General features: G+C 68.4%; 19 protein-coding genes. 10 read left to right on the top strand and 9 right to left on the bottom strand.

Going from position 1 to position 22038, the window contains the following annotated elements:
- Positions 1-54: 54 nt before the first annotated feature.
- Together gltX and LV475_RS00910 are read left to right on the top strand one after the other, a co-directional pair.
- Positions 55-1458, top strand: a complete 1404-nt coding sequence (gltX, locus tag LV475_RS00915; RefSeq protein ID WP_136867698.1) for a glutamate--tRNA ligase — start codon at positions 55-57, stop codon at positions 1456-1458.
- 1 nt (position 1459) lies between these two features.
- A complete protein-coding gene (locus tag LV475_RS00910; RefSeq protein ID WP_136867697.1) occupies positions 1460-3607 on the top strand; it encodes a hypothetical protein in 2148 nt (715 codons plus the stop codon).
- Between the two features lie 98 nt (positions 3608-3705).
- On the opposite strand, the gene LV475_RS00905 is transcribed toward LV475_RS00910, so the two are convergent.
- From LV475_RS00905 to LV475_RS00880, 6 genes are read right to left on the bottom strand one after another with little or no spacing between them, the layout of a single operon-like run.
- The gene (locus LV475_RS00905; protein WP_136867696.1) at positions 3706-4041 is read right to left on the bottom strand and encodes a Na+/H+ antiporter subunit G; all 336 of its coding nucleotides are present in this window, start codon (positions 4039-4041) and stop codon (positions 3706-3708) included.
- Between the two features lie 13 nt (positions 4042-4054).
- Positions 4055-4324, bottom strand: coding sequence for a K+/H+ antiporter subunit F (locus tag LV475_RS00900; protein WP_136867695.1), 270 nt, complete (start codon positions 4322-4324; stop codon positions 4055-4057).
- Entirely contained in the window at positions 4321-4857 is a 537-nt protein-coding gene (locus tag LV475_RS00895; RefSeq protein WP_136867694.1) for a Na+/H+ antiporter subunit E, read from the bottom strand. The genes LV475_RS00900 and LV475_RS00895 overlap by 4 nt, the downstream gene beginning before the upstream one ends.
- Entirely contained in the window at positions 4857-6467 is a 1611-nt protein-coding gene (locus LV475_RS00890; RefSeq protein ID WP_136867693.1) for a monovalent cation/H+ antiporter subunit D, read from the bottom strand. Before LV475_RS00890 ends, LV475_RS00895 begins: the two co-directional genes overlap by 1 nt.
- Entirely contained in the window at positions 6464-6835 is a 372-nt protein-coding gene (locus tag LV475_RS00885; RefSeq protein WP_136867692.1) for a Na+/H+ antiporter subunit C, read from the bottom strand. The genes LV475_RS00890 and LV475_RS00885 overlap by 4 nt, the downstream gene beginning before the upstream one ends.
- Complete coding sequence (locus LV475_RS00880) at positions 6832-9711, bottom strand: monovalent cation/H+ antiporter subunit A (RefSeq protein WP_250105561.1); 2880 nt, start codon at positions 9709-9711, stop codon at positions 6832-6834. The genes LV475_RS00885 and LV475_RS00880 overlap by 4 nt, the downstream gene beginning before the upstream one ends.
- Positions 9712-10248: 537 nt before the next feature.
- Here LV475_RS00880 and pcnB point away from each other — a divergent pair.
- From pcnB to tilS, 6 genes are all read left to right on the top strand, one after another.
- Entirely contained in the window at positions 10249-11604 is a 1356-nt protein-coding gene (gene pcnB / locus LV475_RS00875) for a polynucleotide adenylyltransferase PcnB (protein ID WP_250105560.1), read from the top strand.
- A 10-nt stretch (positions 11605-11614) separates the two neighbouring features.
- Positions 11615-12211: a 2-amino-4-hydroxy-6-hydroxymethyldihydropteridine diphosphokinase gene (gene folK / locus LV475_RS00870; protein WP_250105559.1), complete on the top strand. Its 597-nt coding sequence runs from the start codon at positions 11615-11617 to the stop codon at positions 12209-12211.
- Positions 12208-12990 carry a 3-methyl-2-oxobutanoate hydroxymethyltransferase gene (gene panB, locus LV475_RS00865; protein ID WP_250105558.1) on the top strand — a complete coding sequence of 261 codons (783 nt, stop codon included), beginning with the start codon at positions 12208-12210 and terminating at the stop codon, positions 12988-12990. The genes folK and panB overlap by 4 nt, the downstream gene beginning before the upstream one ends.
- Complete coding sequence (gene panC / locus LV475_RS00860) at positions 12990-13865, top strand: pantoate--beta-alanine ligase (RefSeq protein ID WP_250105557.1); 876 nt, start codon at positions 12990-12992, stop codon at positions 13863-13865. Before panB ends, panC begins: the two co-directional genes overlap by 1 nt.
- A 157-nt stretch (positions 13866-14022) precedes the next feature.
- Positions 14023-14982, top strand: coding sequence for an acetyl-CoA carboxylase carboxyltransferase subunit alpha (locus LV475_RS00855; RefSeq protein ID WP_136867686.1), 960 nt, complete (start codon positions 14023-14025; stop codon positions 14980-14982).
- The gene (gene tilS / locus LV475_RS00850) at positions 14963-16378 is read left to right on the top strand and encodes a tRNA lysidine(34) synthetase TilS (RefSeq protein ID WP_250105556.1); all 1416 of its coding nucleotides are present in this window, start codon (positions 14963-14965) and stop codon (positions 16376-16378) included. Before LV475_RS00855 ends, tilS begins: the two co-directional genes overlap by 20 nt.
- Here the strand turns inward: tilS and LV475_RS00845 are convergent.
- The 3 genes from LV475_RS00845 to dacB form a co-directional block, all read right to left on the bottom strand.
- A complete protein-coding gene (locus LV475_RS00845; RefSeq protein WP_250105555.1) occupies positions 16375-16674 on the bottom strand; it encodes an Hsp20/alpha crystallin family protein in 300 nt (99 codons plus the stop codon). The two genes, tilS and LV475_RS00845, sit on opposite strands and share 4 nt — an antisense overlap.
- A gap of 171 nt (positions 16675-16845) precedes the next feature.
- On the bottom strand, positions 16846-17142 hold the full coding sequence (locus LV475_RS00840) for an Hsp20/alpha crystallin family protein (protein WP_250105554.1): 297 nt from the start codon (positions 17140-17142) through the stop codon (positions 16846-16848).
- A 270-nt stretch (positions 17143-17412) separates the two neighbouring features.
- Positions 17413-18888 carry a D-alanyl-D-alanine carboxypeptidase/D-alanyl-D-alanine endopeptidase gene (dacB, locus tag LV475_RS00835; RefSeq protein WP_250105553.1) on the bottom strand — a complete coding sequence of 492 codons (1476 nt, stop codon included), beginning with the start codon at positions 18886-18888 and terminating at the stop codon, positions 17413-17415.
- 299 nt (positions 18889-19187) lie between these two features.
- Between dacB and prfB the strand changes: the two genes are divergently transcribed.
- Together prfB and lysS are read left to right on the top strand one after the other, a co-directional pair.
- Positions 19188-20286 (top strand): peptide chain release factor 2 gene (prfB, locus tag LV475_RS00830; protein ID WP_136867184.1). Its coding sequence is split into 2 segments (ribosomal slippage): positions 19188-19262 and positions 19264-20286, totalling 1098 coding nucleotides; the frame shifts between segments, so codons are not numbered across the junction.
- Between the two features lie 225 nt (positions 20287-20511).
- A complete protein-coding gene (gene lysS, locus LV475_RS00825) occupies positions 20512-22008 on the top strand; it encodes a lysine--tRNA ligase (protein ID WP_250105552.1) in 1497 nt (498 codons plus the stop codon).
- Positions 22009-22038: the final 30 nt, after the last annotated feature.

Below are 22038 nucleotides of genomic sequence, written 5' to 3'. Positions count from 1 at the left end.
TCCCTGCCGATCGTCTGCGCAGGGAGGCCGCATTTCGCTCGCAACGAGGTATCGATGACCGTTCGCACCCGCTTCGCCCCGTCGCCCACCGGCTACCTGCACATTGGCGGCGCCCGCACGGCCCTGTTCAGTTACCTGTTCGCACGCCGTCACGGTGGCGAGTTCGTGCTGCGCGTGGAGGACACCGACCGCGAGCGGTCCACCGCCGAGTCCGTCAACGCGATCCTCGAGGGCATGACCTGGCTGGGGCTCGACTACGACGAGGGGCCGTTCTACCAGACCGAGCGCATGGAACGGTACCGCGAGGTGATCGACCAGTTGCTCGCCGAGGACAAGGCGTATTACTGCTATGCCACCCGCGAGGAGCTCGACGAGCTGCGCGAGGCGCAGATGAAGCGCGGCGAGAAACCTCGCTACGACCGTCGTTACCGCGATTTCACCGGCACCCCGCCGGCGGGCATCAAGCCGGTGGTGCGCTTCAAGAACCCGCTGGACGGCCTGGTGGTGGTCGAGGACGCCATCCGCGGCCGGGTGACCTTCCGCAACGACGAGCTCGACGACCTGATCATCGCCCGCGGCGACGGCACCCCGACCTACAACCTCACCGTAGTGGTCGACGACATGGACATGCGGATCACGCACGTCGTGCGCGGTGACGACCACCTCAACAACACCCCGCGCCAGATCAACCTGTACCGGGCGCTGGGCGTCGAGCCGCCGGCGTTCGCGCACCTGCCGATGATCCACGGCCCGGACGGGGCGAAGCTCTCCAAGCGCCACGGCGCGGTCAGCGTGGTCCAGTATCGCCACGACGGGTTCCTGCCCGAGGCGTTGCTCAACTACCTGGTGCGCCTGGGTTGGTCGCACGGCGACGAGGAGATCTTCTCGCGTGCCGAGCTGGTCCAGCTGTTCGACCTCAAGGACGTCAACCACTCGGCCTCGAGTATCAACCCCGAGAAGCTGCGCTGGCTCAACCAGCACTACATGCGCGAGCTGCCGGTCGCCGACGTCGCCGCCGAGCTACGCTGGCACCTTGGCCAGTTGGGCATCGACCCGGACGAGCTCGGCCCCAAGCCCGCGTCGATCGTCCCGGCCTACGTCGACCGGGTACACACCCTGGTCGAGATGGCCGAGCAGGCCAAACCCTTCTACCAGGACGCCGTCGAGCCCGATCCCGCCGCGATGGCGAAGCTGGACGCCTCGGCCGCGATGGTGGTCGACGCGCTGATCGTCGCCCTCGAGGATGACGCGGTCTGGGAGAGCGCCGACACCCTCGAGGCGGCGGTCAAGGGCGTCGCCAAGACGCTCGATCTCAAGCTCGGCAAGGTCGGGCCGGTGTTGCGCCTCGCCTTGCTGGGGCACACCTCCTCGCCCAGCTTCGGCGTTATCCTCGAGTTGATGGGGCGCGTGCGCAGCATCCAGCGCCTCAACGCCTTCCGGGACCGGATCGGCGCCTGATATGAAGATCGGGGCCATGCGACCGGCATTGCCGATCACGGTCGCCTACCTGTTGCTGGCCTCGTTGTGGATCTGGGTGACCCAGTGGCTGCTCGGCCGACTGGGTGGTGCCCACTGGGAAATCTCCACCGCCGGCCTGGTGTTCGGCGAGATCTTCGTGCTGGTCACCGGCGCGATGCTCTACGTGCTGGTCGACCGTCTGACCGCCGCACGCCAGGGGGTGGTCGATTTCGGTCACGAGCGTGCCCGCCCCCGCCAGGGCTGGCTGACCGCCATGCTGGTCGCCCTGGTGCTGATCGCCGTGATGCAGATCTTCATCGCCGCGGTCGCCGCTCGCCAGTACGCCCCGCTGCTGCTCGACAAGGCGCAGCGCGAGGTCGCCAACCTCGCCGCCATCCGCGCCATCGAGCTGGAGAACTGGGTCGAGGAGCGTGACCAGCAGGTCGACGCGCTGGCCCAGCGCAGCGAGTGGCTCCAGGCCTGGGTGACGAGACTGGACGAGGGCGAGGTCGACGGGTTCCCCGATGACCTGCGTCGCGGCAGCCTGCTCAGCCGGTTCCGCTCAATCACCTTGCTCGACCCCGACCGCAACCCGCAGCTGCAGACGGGGGCGACCAACGTCGTGCCACCGGACATGCTGCAGTTCGACCAGGCGGCGGTCACCGGCGACGTGCACACCGTGACCCGCTTCACCCGCGGCCGCGGTGGCGTCGACCTGTTCTGGATCCTGCCCATCTACGACGAGCGCACCGCGGTCTCCCGCGGTCCGTGGTACCTGTTGCTCTGGACGCGGTTGAATACCGAGAGCCTGTTGGCCGATGCCGAGAGCGACGGGCGGCGCGTGCGTGCCGCCGAGGGGCTGCGCACCCTGCTGATCAACGCCCCGGCCGATCCCGGCAGTGGCTCGAGCTTCTGGCCCATGCTGGTCCTCGATCCGAGACAGGAATCCTCGACGGTTGCCGAGACCCCGTCGGGCATCGTCGATCGGATCCGCGTCGGGCTGTCGGAGATCGAGGGCGACCCGGACGCCGAAGAGGGCGTGACCCGCATCGAGGGCGCCGATCGGGTCTACGCGACGGTCGAGTTGCCCCGCCTGTCGGCCCGCCTGCTGGTGCTCCAGGATCGCCGCGACGTGCTCGCGCCGGTCGACCAGCTGGAAAAGTGGCTCAGCCTGACGGCGCTGCTCTCGACGCTGGGCCTGTTCGCGGCCCTGCTGTTCCTCTGGCGCTTTCTGCGCGGGCGCTACCGTGCCCGCAGCGCGGACATCCTGCGCGAGCGCGAGTTCTGGCACCACGCCTGGCTCGAGATGCCGTCATTGGGCCTGATCGAGATCGACCCGAGGCGGTTGCAGGTGATCGTTGCCAACCGCCAGGCGGCCGAATGGTTCGGCCGGGCGCGCGAGGACCTGGTCGGCAGCGCGCTCTTTGACCTGTTCGAACCCACGGACCCCGCCTCGCCGCTCGCCGGTGATCCGGAAACGGCGTTGCCGGCGTATTTCGCCCGCGGGGCGGTCGACCGGCTGGCGCTGGAGGGGCGCCTGCCCGGCGCGGAGGCCGTCGGCCCGATGTGGCTCGAGCTGCGCGTCCTGCGTGACGGCGAGGGGCGGCCGGAGCGGATGATCGGCATGCTGCGTCCGGCGCGCGCCACGGACGACATCGCCTTGCGGGCGCAGATCGACCATCTGACCTCGCGCTGCGCCTCGGTGTCACCGGCCGAACGCCAATCACTCGGCGCCACGTTGGCCGAGCAGCCGGCCAGTCCGTTCTTCGACGTGCGCACGATCTCGCTCGCCGCCGCCGAGATCCACGATCGCGCCGCGTTGATCGCGTATCTCGAGGCGCATCTCCCCGAGAGTCTGCGCCATCACCAGGCACTGCTCCGGCCGCTGGCCGACGAGCTCGGACGGGTGCTGGTGAGCGGCGAGGGGCGCTGGGTGCACAGCGATGCCGCCGAGCCGGCGGAGGCCGGCGATGGCCACCCCGCGGTGATCAACGCCGTCGGCCACAGCGTCGTAATGCTGCCCGAGCCGATCGGCGAGCCCGGCATCGTCGCGGTACGCCTCTACATCAGCCAGGATCGCTGGGAGATGACCCCCGGTCTGCTCGAGGCCATCGAGCGGTTGCATCGGGTTTGCTGCACGGTCGACTGATTCGGGTCAACGCCAGCCAGCGCCGTCCAAACGAAAACACCCCGCGTCGAGGCGATCGACACGGGGTGTTTTCGGTTCCGGGCGGCTACGAGATGAATCTAGTCCTTGTCACCGTCCCGATCGTTGTCACCGAAGCGGGGGTTGTCACCCGGCAGTTCGCGGTGGATGCCCGCGCGCGCCATCAAGAGGGCGCTGATCGGCGCGGTCAGGAACAGGAAGACCAGGATCAGGATCTCGTGGACCGAGAGGCTGCCGCGGCTGGAGAAGTACACCGCCGAGGCGAGCAGGATGCTGCCCACGCCCAGCGTGGAGGCCTTCGTCGGGCCGTGCAGGCGCATGAAGAAGCTCGGCAGCTTGGCCAGGCCCAGCGAGCCCAGCAGCACGAACGCGGCGCCGAACAGGATCAGGAAACTGACGATGAGTTCGAAAAGCATGATGGCCTCCGGGCTATTCGACGATGTCGCCGCGAATCAGGTACTTGCTCAAGGCCACCGTGGTGATGAACCCCAGCACGGCGATCAGGAGCGCGGCCTCGAAGTTGATCGAGGTCTCGAACCAGATGCCCAGGGCGATCAGCAGGGCGATCGCGTTGATCGACATGGTGTCGAGTGCCAGCACCCGGTCGGTCTGGTCGGGGCCCTTGAACAGGCGGTAGGTGGCGAGTCCCATCGCGATGACGATCAGGACCAGGGCAATGCCGAGACTGACGTGGATCATGATTCCGTCCCCGGGGTTGATGAGGAACGCGCGGTGCGCTGGTCGGTCTGGCCGAAGATCCGCATCAGGCGCGACTCGTAGCGCTGCTTGATCTCGGCGATCTCCTCGGCGACGTCGTCGGCGTGCAGGGCATGCACCCACAGGCGACTCTGATCGGGGCTGATGCGGCAGGAGACCGTGCCCGGCGTGAGCGTGATGGTCGCGGCCAGGATGCTCACCGGCAGCGCGCCCTCGAGGTCGAGTTCCATCTCGAACAGCTGCGAGCGCAACGCGCGGTTGGGGCCCAGCACCTGGCGGGCAACCACGAAGTTGGCGCGGATGATGTCGATCACCACGATGCCGAGGTAGCCCAGCAGGGCGACGGGGCTTTTCACCCCGGCGCGAATCTCCCAGAAGCGATGCGTGATCCAGGGGATCACCAGGGCGACGATCGCGCCCATGACGATCGAGCCGGGGTGGATGCTGTTGTTGATCACCAGCCAGCTGACCAGCAGCACGAGGCTCAGCAGGGGTTGAGGCAGGATGCGGCGCATTAGTGTTTACCTCCCTCGTACTCCTGGCCCAGTTTGCCGGGCGCGGTCTCCGGCGACAGGATGCCATCCGGCATCACCGCGTCCAGGTAGCCCGACGGCGTCGTGATCTGCTGGGCGGTCCCATCGAGCCAGTCGGACAGCGGCTGGGCACCCACGACCATGACCGTGGCGACGGCCAGCGGCGCGATGGTCAGCGCCAGCCCCGGCAGGGCCGTGCGCGCACCCCGCGGCATGGCGTGCGCCGGGTGGCCCGGCGTGGCCTGCGACTGGTAGAACAGCCGGCTGCCGGCGCGCGCCAGGGCGATCACCATGATCAACCCGCTGGTCAGCACCACCGCGAAGATCGGGGCCATCAGCGGACTGTCGAGTGCCGCGGCGAGGATCATCACCTTGCCGAAGAAGCCGGTCAGAGGCGGCAAGCCGGCCATGGCGATCGCGTAGGCGAAGAACAGCGAGCCTACCAGCACGGCATGCGGCATGGGCGGGGCGGCCTCGATGCCGTCGCCGGCCTCGGGACGATGGCGGATCAACAGCCCGGCCAGCAGGAAGAACCCGGCGCTGAGCACCGTGGTGTGGATCCAGTAATACAGCGCGCCGCTGATGGCCAGTTCGCGCTCGGAACCGGTGACCAGGCCCAGGGCGATCAGGATCGTGCCCACCGAGGCGACGATCAGGTAGGCAATCTGCCGGCGCAGGAACCGTCCGGCCACCACGCCCAGGGCGGCGAGCAGCAGGGTGATCAGCCCCAGCCACAACAGCCAGGGGGCGATCAGCGCGGTGGTCTCGACCAGCCCGCCGATGGTATTGCCCGAGAGCATGACCGAATCGACCCGCAGCACCGAGTACAGGCCCACCTTGGTCATGATCGCGAACAGGGCGGCCACCGGGATCGAGGCGTAGCCGTAGGCCCCCGGCAGCCAGAGATACAGCGGGAAGGCCGCGCCCTTGATCAGGAACACCACGAACAGCAGGAAGATCGCCGTGGTGACGATCGGCACCGCGTCCGGGGCGACTTGCGGAAGCTTGAGCGTGATGTCGGCGAGATTCAGGCTGCCGACCGTGCCGTAGAGCGCGCCGACGGCGAACAGGAACAGCGTCGACCCGATCAGGTTGACCACCACGTAATGGAAACCCGCCCGGGTCCGCTTGCGACCGTCGCCGTGCAGCAGCAGGCCGTAGGAGGCCAGCAGCAGAACCTCGAAGAACACGAACAGGTTGAACAGGTCGCCGGTCAGGAACGCGCCGTTCAGGCCGAACAGCTGCGCCTGGAACAGGGCGTGGAAGTGCGGCCCGGCCGAATCCTCGTCGCGACGCACGGCATAGAGCAGCGAGAGCACCGCGACGATCGAGGTGAGCACGACCATCAGCCCCGAGAGCCGATCGAACACCAGCACGATGCCGAACGGCGCCGACCAGCCCCCGAGCTCGATGACCTGTGCGGTGTTGCCGAATCCGCCCAGCAGCAGCCAGGCGCTGACGATCAGCAACGTGGCCGCGCCGGCGAGGCTGATGGCCCGCGAGAGCGCCGGGGCGCGCTGCCCGGTCATGGCGAGGATCGCCGCCAGGGCGACCGGCAGGAAGACCAGCAGGGAAATCAGGTTGTCGGTCATGCGCGCGGCTCCTTGCGGCGATCGATCACCCGGTCGGCCTGCGGGATGTGCGTGCCGTCGACATGGTCATTGCCGAGCGCGGCCCGGGCCTTCAGTGCCAGCACGATCACGAAGGCGGTCATGGCGAACGCGATCACGATGGCCGTCAGCACCAGCGCCTGGGGCAGGGCATCGGCCGATTGCTCGGTTGCGCCCACCACGGCCGGGGCGGCGGTGTGCAGCCGGCCCATGGTGAACAGGAACAGATTGACCCCGTAGGACATCAGGGTCAGCCCCAGCACCACCGGGAAGGTCTGGGCGCGCAGCACCAGGTACACGCCGGCGCCGGTGAGCACGCCGATGAGCAGGGAAATGGCCAGGTTGGTCATGCGTCTCTCCCCCCACGGCTATCGCCGTCCGCGGGGCTTGCCTCGATGGATGCGTAGTCGGGATGCTCGATCGCGTGGTCGGTCAGCCGGCCGAGATTCAGCAGGATCAGCATGGTCGAGCCGACCACCACCAGGAACACGCCCAGGTCGAAGCCGAGTGCCGAGGCGAGGTGGATCTCACCGATCAGGGGCAGCGTGAAGTGCCAGGTGTTGGAGGTGAGGAACGGCACGCCCGCCGCCATGGCGACCAGCCCGGTCCCCAGCGAGATCAGGAGCCCGGCGCCGATGATGCCGTGGATCGGCAGATGCAGCTTGCGTTCGGTGTTCTCGATGCCGAAGGCCATGTACTGCGCCACCAGCGCGCTGGCCACGATCAGCCCGGCGATGAAGCCGCCGCCCGGTTCGTTGTGCCCGCGCAGGAACACGTAGACGCCGAACAGCAGGGTCAGCGGCAGGATGATCTGCGCGAAGGTGCGCAGCATCAGCGGGTGCGGGTCGTCGCTCCAGGCGCGCCCGAACGGGTCGCGTCGCGAGGAGGGCAGCGACAGGTTGTGCAGCATGGCGAAGATACCGAGTGCGGCCAGCGCCAGCACCGTGATCTCGCCGAAGGTGTCGTAGCCCCGGAAGTCGACCAGGATCACGTTGACCACGTTGGTGCCGCCACCCCCGGGCACGGAATGCTCCAGGAAGTAGCCGGAGATGGTCTCGAACGGCCGACTGATGATCGCGTAGGTCAGTGCCGCGATCCCGCCGCCGATCCCCGTGGCAATACCGGCATCACGCCAGCGCCGGGCCGGCGAGGAGAGCTTGCGGCTCTGCTGCGGCAGGTAGAACAGGGCCAGCAGCAACAGGATCATGGTGACCACCTCGACCGAGAGCTGGGTCATGGCCAGGTCCGGTGCCGAGAAGCGGGCGAAGATCATCGCCACACCCAGGCCGACCACGCTCATCGAGATCAGCGCGAACAGGCGCTGGCGATGACCGACGGCCGTGACCACGGTGGCGATGATGATCAGGAGCATCCCGAGCCAGGTCACCCAGTCGCCGCTGTCCTCGACCGTGCCGCGATCGAGCGCCGCCTGCACGCCCGGCAGACCCGCGGTCTGAAGGTAGCCCGCCAGGCCCGCGAGCAACGAGAACAGCAGGGTCAGCAGCACGATCCGACCCAGCCGGCCGTTGTCGAGCCCGCCGGTCACGCCGGCGCCGGCGCGCATCAGCAGTTCCATGAGGCGGTTGTAGACGGCGCGCGCATCCAGGTGTGCCAGCGACCGGGCATGCCAGCGGAAGATGGGCGCGCGGTAGAGGTAGATCAGAAGACCACCGACCAGGGCGATCGCGCTCATCAGCAGCGGCAGGTTGAGGCCGTGCCACAGCGACAGGCTGTAGTAGGGCGGCTCGGCCTGCAGCACCCCGGTCACGGCGATGTGCAGCAGCGGGCCGACCACCAGCGCCGGCAGGATGCCCACGGCGAGACACAGCACCACCAGCAGGTCGACCGGACGCTTCATCATGCCGGGCGGCTCGTGGGGTTTCTTCGGCAGGTCGCCGTCGGGCTTGCCGAAGAAGGTGTCGTGCACGAAGCGCAGGGAATAGGCCACCGACAACAGGCCACCCAGCGAGACCAGGATCGGCAGCAGCCAGACCGGGCCGATGTCGCCAGCGACGCGCACCGACTCGGTGAAGAACATCTCCTTGGAGAGAAAGCCGTTGAACAGCGGCACGCCCGCCATCGCCATCGCCGCGATCATGCCCAGTGCCGCCGTGTGCGGCATGTACTTGACCAGCCCGCCCAGGCGGCGCATGTCGCGGGTGCCGGTCTCGTGGTCGACGATGCCGGCGACCATGAACAGGCTGGCCTTGAAGGTGGCGTGGTTGATGATGTGGAAGATGCCCGCCACGGCGGCCAGCGGCGTGCCGAAGCCGAACAGCAGCGTGATCAGGCCCAGATGACTGATGGTCGAGTAGGCCAGCAGTCCCTTGAGGTCATGGCGGAACAGGGCCGTGTAGGCGCCCAGCAGGAACGTGATCAGGCCCGCGGTGGAGACGATGATCACCCACAGCTCCGTGCCGGCCAGCGCCGGGAAGAAGCGCGCCAGCAGGAAGATGCCGGCCTTCACCATCGTCGCCGAGTGCAGGTAGGCCGAGACCGGCGTCGGCGCGGCCATGGCGTTGGGCAGCCAGAAGTGGAACGGGAACTGCGCGGATTTCGTGAACACGCCCAGCAGGATCAGGATCAGTGCCGGGGCGTAGAGCTCATGGTTCTTGATCAGCTCGCCGTTGGCCAGCACGTCGGTCAGCTCGTAGGAGCCGACGATGTGGCCGAGGATCAGCACCCCGCCGAGCAGGGCCAGCCCGCCGGCCCCGGTGATCGCCAGCGCGAGACGCGCGCCGTAGCGGGCCTCCTTGCGATGCTGCCAGTAGCTGATCAGCAGGAAGGAGGCCAGCGAGGTCAGCTCCCAGAAGATGACCAGGTTGATCATGTTCTCGGAGAGCACCACGCCCAGCATCGCGCCCATGAACATCATCATGTAGGCGAAGAAGCGCCCCATCGAGTCGTTGGGCGAGAGGTAGTAGCGGGCGTAGATGACGATCAGCAGGCCGATCACCAAGATCAGGCCGGTGAACAACAGCGACAGGCCGTCGAGGCGGAAACCGAACGTCAGGCCCGCGGCCTCGATCCAGGCGTGCGAGGTGGCCACCGGCATCTGGCCGATGTGCCCGGCGACCAGCCAGGCGAACAGCGCCAGCGCGAGCAGCGTCGCGCCACCGGCCACCCAGGCGGCCGCGTAGCGATTGATGCGGGCGCTCCAGGCCGCCACCGGGGCGGCCAGGAACGGCAGCAAGACGACTGCGGCCAAGAGTTCGATCGGGTTCACGAACACCGTCCTTATGCGGGTGAATGGGGGCCTGCGGCCGTCAAGCAACGGACGCAATCAGCCGAAAATCCTAGCATAGAAGTTTCCGATCAACGGCCGATCGATGCCGCGAAAGCCGCGACAGCACGCGATTTGCGGTGGGTCGCACGTGTTTATCCTGCGGGCGCGCGCGAGGTGCTATAAGGAAACTCTGCATGACTGCCATACCGCCCTGCGCGCCTTGATCACGAACGACTCGCCAAGCCAGGGTGGCATGGCATTCGTGCAGAGTTTCCTTAACGAAGGCGATCGCGGCCGGCCGGGGCGGTGGATCACGAGATCAGGGCCATAGTGATAGACTCCGGTTTTCTCAAGGAGCCTCTGCACGAATGGCACTTCCCCCGGTACCCCCGGCGTGGCGCTGCAATCCGTACAGAGGTTCCATAATCCACCCGTGGCCTGTCGGTGCGTTGATGTGACGCGACCGGCCCGCTGGCCGCCCGAATGTGGGGCGACGCCGGCCACGGCGAGCAATGGCAGACCGTTTTGACGGACAACGTGACAGCAACCCAGACCCGAATACCCGCCGAGACCCACGGCATCTCGATCAACGACCTGAGCGACAACGCCCGGTTCGTCCTTGAGCGACTGCACGAGGCCGGCTTCGAGGCCTACGCCGTCGGCGGGTGCGTGCGCGATCTCTTGCGCGGGCGCAGCCCCAAGGACTTCGACGTGGTCACCGACGCGCGCCCCGAAGAGGTCAAGCGCCTGTTCAAGCGCGCGCGCATCATCGGCCGGCGCTTCAAGATCGTCCACGTGGTCTTCCGCGACGAGCTGATCGAGGTGACCACCTTCCGGGGCGGCGACGCCGACGAGGTCAAGCGCGCCGACGGCGGCATGATCACGCGCGACAACGTCTTCGGCAGCATCGACGAGGACGTCTGGCGGCGCGATTTCGCCTGCAACGCCCTCTATCTCGACTTCGCCTCCGGCGAGCTGGTCGACTACGTCGAGGGCCTGACCGACATCCACAGCGGTCGCCTGCGCGTGATCGGCGAGCCGGAAGCGCGCTACCGCGAGGACCCGGTGCGGATGCTGCGCGCGGCACGCTTTGCCGCCAAGCTCGGCTTCCACCTCACCCCCGACAGCGAGCAGGCGATCGCGCATTGCCGCGAGACGCTCGCCGACATCTCGCCGGCCCGCCTGTTCGACGAGACCGTCAAGCTGCTTCAGGGCGGCGCCGGGCGCCAGACCGTGCTCGAGCTCAAGCGCCTCGGCCTGCTCGAGTACCTGTTCGATAGCCTCTCGACCTGGATCGAGCCCAACGACCCGGCCAGCGACTGGGTGCTGATCGAGCCGGTGCTCGAGGCCACCGACGAGCGGGTCGCCAAGGACTTGCCGGTCAACCCGGCCTTCCTGTTCGCCGGCCTGTTCTGGCGCATGCTGGGCCGCCACCGCGTCCAGTGGATGCACCAGCGCGTGCCGATGGAGGACGCGCTCGTCCTGGCCGCCGACGAGGTGCTGGCCGTCGCCGCCCGGCGCCTGATGATCCCGCGCCGCCTGGCCGAGATCATCCGCGCGATCTGGGCGTTGCAGCCGGACCTCGAGCGCCATGCCCCGGCCGCGAACGCCCCGGGCAAGGGCAAGGACGCGGACACGCTCACCGAGGAACAACGCGCGCTGACCGAGGCGCCGTGGTTCCGCGCGGCGGTGGACTTCCTCTGCCTGCGCTCGCGCACCAACGAGGTCGACGAGTCGGTCTGCACCTTCTGGCGTCGTCACGCCCCGGAGCGAGGCAGCCGCGACGAGGCGCCGATCGAGGCGCTGCAGCCCTCGGACTTCGGCAAGAAGCGTCGCCGCCGTCGCCCGCGCCGGCGCAAGCCGGGTGGCAAGCCGCAGTCCGCCAACAGCTGATTGCGGGGGAATGATGGTTCGGGAAGTCGCGACCATCGGCCTGGGGGCCAACCTCGGTGACCCGGTCGACCAGATCGAGCGTGCCGTCGAGGCGATCGACAGCCTGCCCTTGTGCCAGGTGCGCGCCGTCTCCGGCCTGTACGCCAACCCGCCGATCGGCCCGCAGGACCAGCCCGACTACGTCAACGCCGTGGCCGAGATCGAGACAGCCTTGGCCCCGGAGGCGCTGCTGCGGGCCCTGAAGGGCCTGGAGCGCGCGGCGGGGCGTTCCTACACGCGCCACTGGGGCGAGCGCATGCTCGACCTGGACATCCTCGCCTTCGGCGATCGCCGGATCGACACGGCCGAGCTGACCGTGCCGCACCCGGAAATCGCCCGCCGGCACTTCGTGCTCGCCCCCTGGCTCGAGATTCGCCCCGACGCCCGCCTGCCCGACGGCACCGCCCTGGCCGGCTGGCTCGAGGCGGTTGCCGATCACCCGCTGCGGTTCCTGCGCGCCATGCGCTGGCAGCGGCGGGCGGACGAGCCGCGCGCCACTAGTGCGGCAAGTCGTCGGCCGGACGCGCCGCGCCACCCACGCACCACCCCCACGCGGAGGTCGTCATGACCCGTACCCGATTGCGTCAGGCCAAGACCGACCGCCAGCCCATCGCCATGCTGACCGCCTACGACGCGGGTTTCGCGCGCGTTGCCGCTGCCGCCGGGGTCGATGCCTTCCTGGTGGGCGATTCACTCGGCATGGTGGTTCAGGGGCAGCGTGACACCCTGGCGGTCACCGTCGAGGACGTCGCCTACCACGCCGCCATGGTCCGCCGCGGCGTGGGCGAGGCCCTGGTGGTCGCCGACATGCCGTTTCTCAGTGACGCGACCGTCGAGCGGGCGCTGGATGCTGCCGGCGTGCTGATGGGCGAGGGCGGCGCGGACATGGTCAAGCTCGAGGGCGGCGCCGAGAAGGCCGAGATCGTGCGTGCCCTGACCGACAGCGGCGTGCCGGTCTGCGGCCACGTCGGCTTGCTGCCCCAGCGCGTGCGCAAGCTGGGCGGCTACCGGGTGCAGGGCCGCGAGGCCGCCGACGCGCGCCGCATCCTCGAGGATGCCCAGGCCCTGGTCGCCGCCGGCATCGATCTCCTGGTGGTCGAATGCGTGCCCAGCGAACTCGGCCGGGCGCTGGCCGAGGCGGTCGACGTGCCGGTGATCGGCATCGGCGCCGGGGCCGACACCGACGGCCAGGTGCTGGTGATGCACGACATGCTGGGGCTGACCGACAAGCCACCGCGCTTCGTCCGCGATTTCCTCGCCGAGGGTGGCTCGATCCACGGGGCGTTTGCCGCCTACGTCGAGGCCGTGCGTGCGCGTCGCTTCCCCACCGCCGAGGAAAGCTTCTGATGCAGGTGATCCGCGACATCGAGACGTTGCGCGACTGGCGCGAATCGGAGGGGTTCGATGCCCGTCGCGTGGGCTTCGTGCCCACGATGGGCAACCTCCACGCCGGCCACCTGGCGCTGATCGATCACGCCAAGCAGCGCGCCGAAGCCGTGATCGTGAGCGTGTTCGTCAATCCGCTGCAGTTCGAGGACCCGGACGACCTCGCCCGCTACCCGCGTACCGAGGAGCGCGACCTCGAACTTCTCGAGCAGGCCGGCGTCGCGGCGGTCTTCCTGCCCACCGAGGCGGTGCTCTATCCGCGCGGTCAAAAGGACATCGTGCGCGTCGATGCCGGCCCGCTGGGCGAGCGCCTCGAGGGGGCGGCCCGGCCGGGACACTTCACCGGCGTGGCCACCGTGGTCACCAAGCTGTTCAATCTGGTGCGCCCGGACGTGGCCGTGTTCGGCGAGAAGGATGCCCAGCAGGTCGCCGTGATCCGGCGGCTGGTCGCCGACCTCGACATGAACGTGGAGCTGGCCATCGAGCCCACCCATCGCGAGCCCGATGGGCTGGCGATCAGCTCGCGCAACCGCTTTCTCGACCCCGAGCAGCGTCGCCAGGCCCCGGCGGTGCACCGAGCCCTCAAGCGCGCGGCCGAGTCGCTGGCCGGCGGCCACACGGTGCCCGCGACGCTCGCCGGTGCCCGGCACTGGCTGACCCAGCAGGGCTTCGTGGTCGACTACCTGGTCTACTGTGACGACGAGCGTCTCGAGGAACAGGCCCGGCTGGTCCCGCACGGGCGCCTGCTGGTCGCCGCGAGGCTGGGCAAGGTGCGCCTGATCGACAACCTCGCGGTTCACACCCCGCACCCGGCCAGCGACGAAAGCGACCGCTGACCGACCCGAAACGCCCCGGATTTACGCTGCGGGCGCAATTTCGGCACAATACGCGTCTGTCTCGCCGCCCGGTCCGAACCGTCAGGGCGTTTGTTTCGGCCCCGGTACCGACCGCGAGACGGTATACCGACTACCCGCCCACACCGCGCAGCCGTCTATGAATCCGAACTATCTCGACTTTGAACAGCCGATCGCCGAACTCGAGGCCAAGATCCGCGAGCTCCAGCTCATGGACGACGACCAGGGCCTGGACATCGACGAGGAAATCGAGCGGCTGCGCACCAAGTCGACGGACCTGACGCGCTCGATCTTCGCCAATCTCGGCGCCTGGCAGGTCAACCAGCTCGCGCGCCACCCGCAGCGTCCCTACCTCACCGACTATCTCCAGCGGGTGTTCACCGACTTCCGCGAACTGCACGGCGATCGTGCCTTCGGCGACGACCCGGCGATCATCGGCGGCATGGCGCGCCTCGACGGCCTGCCGGTGATGGTGATCGGCCAGCAGAAGGGTCGGGACACCAAGGAGAAGATCCGCCGCAACTTCGGCATGCCGCGTCCGGAGGGCTACCGCAAGGCCAAGCGCCTGATGGAGCTGGCCGAGAAGTTCGGCCTGCCGGTCCTGACCTTCATCGACACCCCGGGCGCCTACCCGGGCATCGACGCCGAGGCGCGCGGCCAGAGCGAGGCGATCGCCCGCAACCTCTACGTGATGGCCGAGCTCGAGACCCCGATCATCGTCACGGTGATCGGCGAGGGCGGCTCCGGTGGCGCGCTGGCCATCGGCGTGGGCGACCACGTGATGATGCTCCAGTACAGCACCTACTCGGTGATCTCCCCGGAGGGCTGCGCCTCGATCCTCTACAAGAGCGCCGAGAAGGCCCCGGAAGCCGCCGAGGCGCTGGGCGTCACCGCCGACCGGCTCAAGAGCCTGGGCCTGATCGACGAGATCATCCCCGAGCCCTGTGGCGGCGCGCACCGCGACGTGCCGGCCATGGCCCGCTCGCTCAAGAGCAGCCTCAAGAAGGCGGTGCTCGCCCAGATCGACCGACCCACCCAGGCGCTGCTCGAGCGGCGCTACGAGCGCCTGATGAGCTACGGTGAGTTCACCGAACGCTGATTTCGCGCCGGGCACGGTGGTCGGCCCGGACGGCATGCCGCGCCCGGTGGCCCCCGATCCGGCCGCCCACGTCCTGCTCGCCAGCTCCGGCGGGCGCGATTCCCTCGGCGCCCTGACGCGCCTGTCGCAATGGCGCGAGCAAGGACGATTTGCCCGCCTGTCGGTGATCCATGTCGATCACGGCCTGCACCCCGATGCCCCCGCGTGGGCCGAGGTCGCCCGCGAACAGGCCGAGGCGTTCGACTGCGCGTTCGACGCCCGCCAGGTCCGCGTCAAGCGGAGTGCCGCGGCGGCCGGACGGGGGTCGACCGAGGCGGCCGCCCGCGACGCGCGTTACCGAGCCTTCGATGCCGCGCTCGCCGAGGCGGCGACCGACGACCCCGCCCATCCCCCGGTGCTGGTGACCGCGCACCACGCCGAGGACCAGGCCGAGACCATCCTGCTGGCCCTGATGCGCGGCTCCGGTGGGCGAGGACTGTCGGGCATGTCGGCCTGGCGGCCGCGGGCGGCCTTCGCGCACTGGCGTCCCTTCCTGGACACGCCCCGGGCCGAGCTCGAGGCCGCCGCCCGCTCGAGCGGGCTCTCGTGGGTCGACGACCCGGCCAACGACGACCCGGGGTTTGCCCGCAACCACCTGCGCCACCACGTCCTGCCGGCGCTGCGCGCCTTCTGGCCGGATGCCGTCTCACGGGTGCGCACCAGCGCCCAGCGCCTGACGATGGAGCAGGGCCTGCTCGGCGAGCTGGCCGAGCTGGACGCCGGCCAGCCGCTCGACCGGACCACGCTGGACTGGCGCCGGGCCTCGGCCCTGCCGCCGCATCGCCAGTGCAACCTGCTGCGCCAGTGGCTGGCCCGCCTGGGTTGCCTGCCGCCGCCCCCGGAACGGCTGGGCGAATGGCTTGCCCAGCTGCGTACCGCCGCGGCCGACCGCCAGCCGCTGCTCGAGTGGCCCGGCGGCCAGTTGCGTCGCTACCGGGAGCGTATTCACTGGCTGCAATCGCTACCCGAGCCGACGCGGCCGCGGGACTGGCCCGACGACCAGTCCTGCCTGTCGCTGGACGAAGGCGGGGCACTGTGTCGACGGCCGGTCAGCGCCGAGTCCGACGACGACGGGGGGCGGCTGAGAAAGACCACGGAGGCGTGGCGCCTGCGGCCGGTGGGCGGCAGTGAACGGCTGCGGCCGGCCGTCGGTCGACCGAGCCTGCCGGTCAAGCAATGGTTCCAGGATCAGGGCATCCCGCCCTGGGAGCGTCCCGCGGCGATCGGGGTGGAGATCGGCGGGCAGCTCGCCGCGGTGCGGGCCGGCGGGCACTGGCTGGTGGACGTGGCGTTCCGGCCGCAAGCGGGGGAGCCCGCCTGGCTTTTGGTCGAGGGAGGCCAGCCGGGTCAGGTCTAACCGTTCTGGACCTCGATGCGCCGGCGGCGGCTGTCCTCGGCCTTGTCCAGGGTCACGCTGAGTACGCCGTTCCGGTAGCGGGCCTGCGCTGAGTCGGCCTTGACCGCCGCCGGCAGCGGCACCAGTCGGGCAAAACAGCCGTAGGCACACTCGGCCACGTGGTATTCCCCCTGCCGGTGTTCGCGCTCGACGCGCTTCTCGCCGGCGATGCGCAAGGGAACCTCTGCATGAATCGATGGTGCCTCTGGCTCGCGGGTTTGTTCGCAATCGAGGCGCCGGGCCGAAGGCGGGCTCATTGCCCGTCGAGGGCCGGCAACGACGAGTGCGGGCAAACCCGCGAGCCCCTCTCGGGCGGGCCGCCAAGGGCCCATCTGCGGCGTTGCGGCGCTTGCGAATGGCGACCGCCATTCACGGCGCACCGCGCCTTGCATCTGGACCCTTGGCGGTCCCGCAGAGGCACTATCGATTCATGCAGAGGTTCCCGCGTGATCGTCGACCACCTCCACCTCGATGTCCTCGCGCTCGAGCCCGGGCGCCTCCAGGCGCACCTCGATCCGGCCGCCCTGGTCGAACACCTCCACCGGCAACAGGCCCCAGCCGATGTTGCGTCGATCCAGGTCATGACTGCCCTCGGCGGACTCGCGATGGCTCGGGGTAAAGCGGGTGACCGCCTGGCCGGCCGCGTCGGTCAGGCGGCGCCAGCCCTCGGTAATTGACGTGCCGATCTGTTCGAAGCGGTCACGAATACGATCGATAGCAGCCATGTCTCACCTCCAATCAAACCAGTTTCCTACCGGAATGATTGGATGCGAATCGCCGGGATTCAAGTGGTTGGGGTGGGATGTTGAAGCCGTGCTCGATCGCGCCGGCGTGCGTCCCGAACGAGTGGAACGGCAGTCCGAACCGGGAGCTTGCGAGGCCGAGCAATTGATCGGCAAGGCTGCGTAGGAGCGGCTTTAGCCGCGAAACGCAACCACCGGTCGCCCCATCGCGCCTGAAGGCGCTCCTACGGTCGGGTCAGGTGCCGGCGGCGTTCAGCCGTTCTCGTACAACCAGGTCAGCAGGGCGTCCTGCACGCGCGTGCCGCCGCCGTACTGCACGCCCTGTTCGTTGTGCAGCATGACAACCACGTAGCGCCGGCCGGACTTGGCCAGCAGGTAGCCCGCGCCGGCGCGCACGTCGCGCAGGGTGCCGGTCTTGATGTGGGCGTGGCCGCGGATCGAGCCGTCGGTCAGCCGCTTTCTCATCGTGCCGTCGATGCCGGCGATGGGCAGGGTGGACATCACCTCGGCCATGTACGGGCTCGTCCAGACCGAGAGCAGCATCTGGCCGATCTGGCGCGGGGAGAGCCGCGAGATGCGCGACAGGCCCGAGCCGTTCTCGACCACCGCCCCGTCCCAGTTCAGGCCGCGGTCCTCGGCCCAGCGCTCGATCACGCGCGCGGCCTTGAGCTCGGTGGCCGGGGTGCCCTCGATCTCCGCGCCCATGGTCAGCATGATCTGCCGCGCCATGACGTTGTTCGACCACTTGTTCATCAGCCACAGGTAGTTCGACAGCGGCCGGGAGTCGTGGGTGAGCAGCCGGGTCGCGCCGGCCTGCACCAGCCCCTGGCGCCAGGTGCCGGTGATGCTGCCGCCGGCGGACTCGAACAGTTCCTTGAAGGCGTGGAAGAAGGCATCGTGCGGGTCGCCCGCGACGCGGTAGTAGAGATGCGGCGCGCACTGGCGCGAGACGGTGCCACGCACCTGGATCTCCGCGCCCGGATCGGTCGGGTTGCGGATGTCGATCACGGGGCGATTGGTGTCCGAGCGGCAGGGCTGGTTGACCAGGTTGAGGCTGTTGTCCAGCGCCATGCGCGGGTTCGGCGGCCAGGTGCTCACCGCCGATTCGCCCTGGCCGTGCGGCGTGATGCTGATGCGCACGGCGCGGTTGTCCAGCAACAGGGCGTTGGGCAGGGCGTTGTAGACGCGGTCCGGGCGGTTGTCGAAGTCGCCCGGGTCGGCGGCGATCGGCGCGAAGTACGAATCGTCGAGGATCACGTCGCCGCGGATCTCCTGCACGCCCAGTTCGCGCAGGCGTCGCACGGCGTCCCAGAGGTCCTCGCTGCGAAACCACGGGTCGCCGTAGCCCTTGATGTAGAGATCGCCGTTGATCACGCCGTTGACCGGCTTGGTATCGGCCAGGAACTCGGTCTTCCACTGGAAGGTCGGGCCGAGCACGTCCAGCGAGGCGACCGTGGTCACCAATTTCATCACCGAGGCCGGGTTGAACAGCCGGTCGCCCTGGTGGTTGATCAGCGGGGTGTCGCTGTCGACCGCCTGCACCCACAGTCCCAGGTGGTTGGCATCCAGCTTCTGCGCGGCGAGCTCGGCGTTCACCTTGGCGGGCAGGGCGTCGTTCGCCGCCGTCGCGGCGAGTGGCAGGAGCAGCAGGCCGGTGAGGGCCGCGGCGGCCAGCCGACCGATTGAACGCCGGGCGGCGGGGCAAAGGGGCTGTTGCTGGTGTTCCATAGTCGGTAGTCGTCGTCCGTTGGCCGGGCAATTCGCGTGGGGTCGAACTGGGCGATTCGCCGGCGGGTATATAGCTGAAACGGCATGCCTTGGGCGCGTGGCCGAGCCTCATCATGCCACAGGGAAAACGCTTGGGAATATGGCGATGGCGCTCCCTCGTTTTCCCGTCGCCATGCGCTTTGAGGTAACCGTGGGCATTCAGTAAACTACCGCACTTCCTGTCGAATCCGGGCGTCACCCGGATTGGATCGGATGACGCTTGCTTCAACTCTTATCGACTACCAGCGACACCGCATTCCATGGCCGAAATCAACCCGATCCTGAATCGTATCGACAACCTCATCGAGCGCTCCGAGTCGCTCCGGGGGTATCTTTAACTACGATGAGAAGAAAGAACGCCTGGAAGAGGTCGATCGCGAGCTGGAAGTGCCCGACGTCTGGAACGACCCGGATCGCGCCCAGGCACTGAACAAGGAGCGCGCCTCGCTGGTGCGCATCGTCGACACCCTCTCCGAGATGCGCGACGGCCTGACCGACGCGCGTGAGCTCGTGGAGATGGCCGGCGAGGAAGACGACGAGGACACCATCGCCTCGGTCGAGTCCGACGTCCAGGAGTTCGAGAAGCGGATCGAGGACCTCGAGTTCCGCCGCATGTTCTCCGGCGAGATGGACGAGTCCAACGCCTTCATGGACATCCAGGCCGGCGCCGGCGGCACCGAGGCGCAGGACTGGGCCTCCATCCTGCTGCGCATGTACCTGCGCTGGGGCGAGAAGCACGGCTTCAAGACCGAGATCATCGAGATCTCCGACGGCGAGGTCGCCGGCATCAAGTCGGCCACCATCCGCTTCGAGGGCGAGTTCGCCTTCGGCTGGCTGCGCACCGAGACCGGCGTGCATCGCCTGGTACGCAAGTCGCCGTTCGACTCGGACAACCGCCGGCACACCTCGTTTGCCTCGGTGTTCGTCTCCCCCGAGGTGGACGACAACATCGAGATCGAGATCAACCCGGCGGACATCCGTACCGACGTCTACCGTGCCTCCGGGGCCGGCGGTCAGCACGTCAACCGGACCGAGTCGGCGGTGCGCTTCACGCACATCCCCACCGGCGTGGTGGTGGCGTGCCAGTCCGAGCGCTCGCAGATCCAGAACCGGGATCGGGCGATGAAGCAGCTCAAGGCCAAGCTCTACGAGCTGGAGATGCAGAAGCGCCGCGCCGAGGCCCAGGCCGTCGAGGACACCAAGGCCGACGTCGGCTGGGGCAGCCAGATCCGCTCCTACGTGCTCGACCAGAGCCGCATCAAGGACCTGCGCACCAGCCACGAGACCGGCAACACGCAGGCGGTGCTCGACGGCGATCTCGACCCGTTCATCGAGGCCAGCCTCAAGAGCGGCCTGTAAGACACGACGAAGCCCCACTGTGGGAGCGAGCCCCGCTCGCGAAGGCCGCGGTAGCGGCCGTCCCCGTTCAGGCCGGGCACAAGGCCGAAACGGGAACTCGCGCCCCGCTCAACGAACCAGGGCGCGATTCGCTTGCAAGGCAAGCTCCCACAGCGACGTTGCCAATTGCCGAACACGATTCCGCCGGGCACGCCCGGCCCCAACACATCACAAAGAGCCGACACCATGGCCGAGCAAAAGCCCGAACTCGACGAGAACCAACTGATTGCCGAGCGCCGCGAGAAGCTCAAGAAGCTGCGCGAGACCGGCAACCCGTTCCCCAACGACTTCGACCGGGAACACATGGCAGGCGAACTGCAGGCCGAGTACGGCGAGCACGACAAGCCGTGGTTCGAGGAGAACACCGTGCGCGTCGCGGTTGCCGGCCGCGTCATGGCCAAGCGGGTGATGGGCAAGGCAAGCTTCCTCTCCATCCTCGACCAGTCCGGCCGCATCCAGTTCTACGTCGCCCGCGACGACGTCGGCGCGGACGTCTACCAGGACTTCAAGACCTGGGACATCGGCGACATCGTCGGCGGCGAGGGCGTGCTCTTCAAGACCAACAAGGGCGAGCTCTCCGTGCGCGTGGATTCCATCCGCATGCTCACCAAGAGCCTGCGCCCGCTGCCGGACAAGTACCACGGCCTGTCCGACACCGAGGCCCGCTATCGCCAGCGCTACCTCGATCTCGTCATGAACGAGTCGGCGCGCGAGACCTTCCGCCTGCGCAGCCGCGTGATCCGCTTCATCCGCGACTACCTCGACGGCCACGGCTTCCTGGAAGTCGAGACGCCGATGATGCAGGCCATCCCGGGCGGGGCGTCGGCCAAGCCGTTCGTCACCCACCACAACGCGCTCGACATGCCGCTGTACCTGCGCATCGCGCCGGAGCTGTTCCTCAAGCGCCTGGTGGTCGGCGGCTTCGAGCGGGTCTACGAGATCAACCGCAACTTCCGTAACGAGGGCCTGTCCACGCGGCACAACCCCGAATTCACCATGGTCGAGTTCTACCAGGCCTACGCCGACTACAACGACCTGATGAACCTCACCGAGGACCTGCTGCGCCGCTGCGCCGAAGAAGTCCACGGTGGCACCTCGATCGAGTACCAGGGCGACACCTTCGAGTTCGGCAAGCCCTTCGAGCGCCTGACCGTCCGCGAGGCGATCCTGCGCCATAACCCGGATCTCACCGCCGCCGACATCGACGACCTCGATAACGCGCGTGCCGTCGCGAAGAAGCTCGGCATCCCGCTCAAGGACTCGTATGGCCTCGGCAAGGTGCAGATCGAGATCTTCGAGAAGACCGCCGAGCACAAGCTGCACGACCCGACCTTCATCACCGAGTACCCGGCCGAGGTCTCACCGCTGGCCCGCCGCAAGGACGACGACCCGTTCGTCACCGAGCGCTTCGAATTCTTCGTCGGCGGCCGCGAGATTGCCAACGGCTTCTCGGAGCTGAACGATGCCGAGGATCAGGCCGAGCGCTTCGCCCAGCAGGTCAACGAGAAGGAAGCCGGTGACGAGGAGGCCATGCACTTCGACGCCGACTACATCCGCGCGCTGGAGCACGGCATGCCGCCGACGGCGGGGGAGGGGATCGGCATCGATCGGTTGATCATGTTGTTGACCGATTCGGCGTCGATTCGGGATGTGCTGCTCTTCCCGCATATGCGGCCGGAGTGATTCCTCCACCGTATTTGAAATAAGTATGCC

It is taken from the genome of Guyparkeria hydrothermalis (genome assembly GCF_023555375.1).
GTDB classification, from domain to species: Bacteria; Pseudomonadota; Gammaproteobacteria; order Halothiobacillales; family Halothiobacillaceae; genus Guyparkeria; species Guyparkeria hydrothermalis.
The sequence above is the reverse complement of the archived record's forward strand: the minus strand, read 5'-3'. Positions and strand labels throughout refer to the sequence as shown.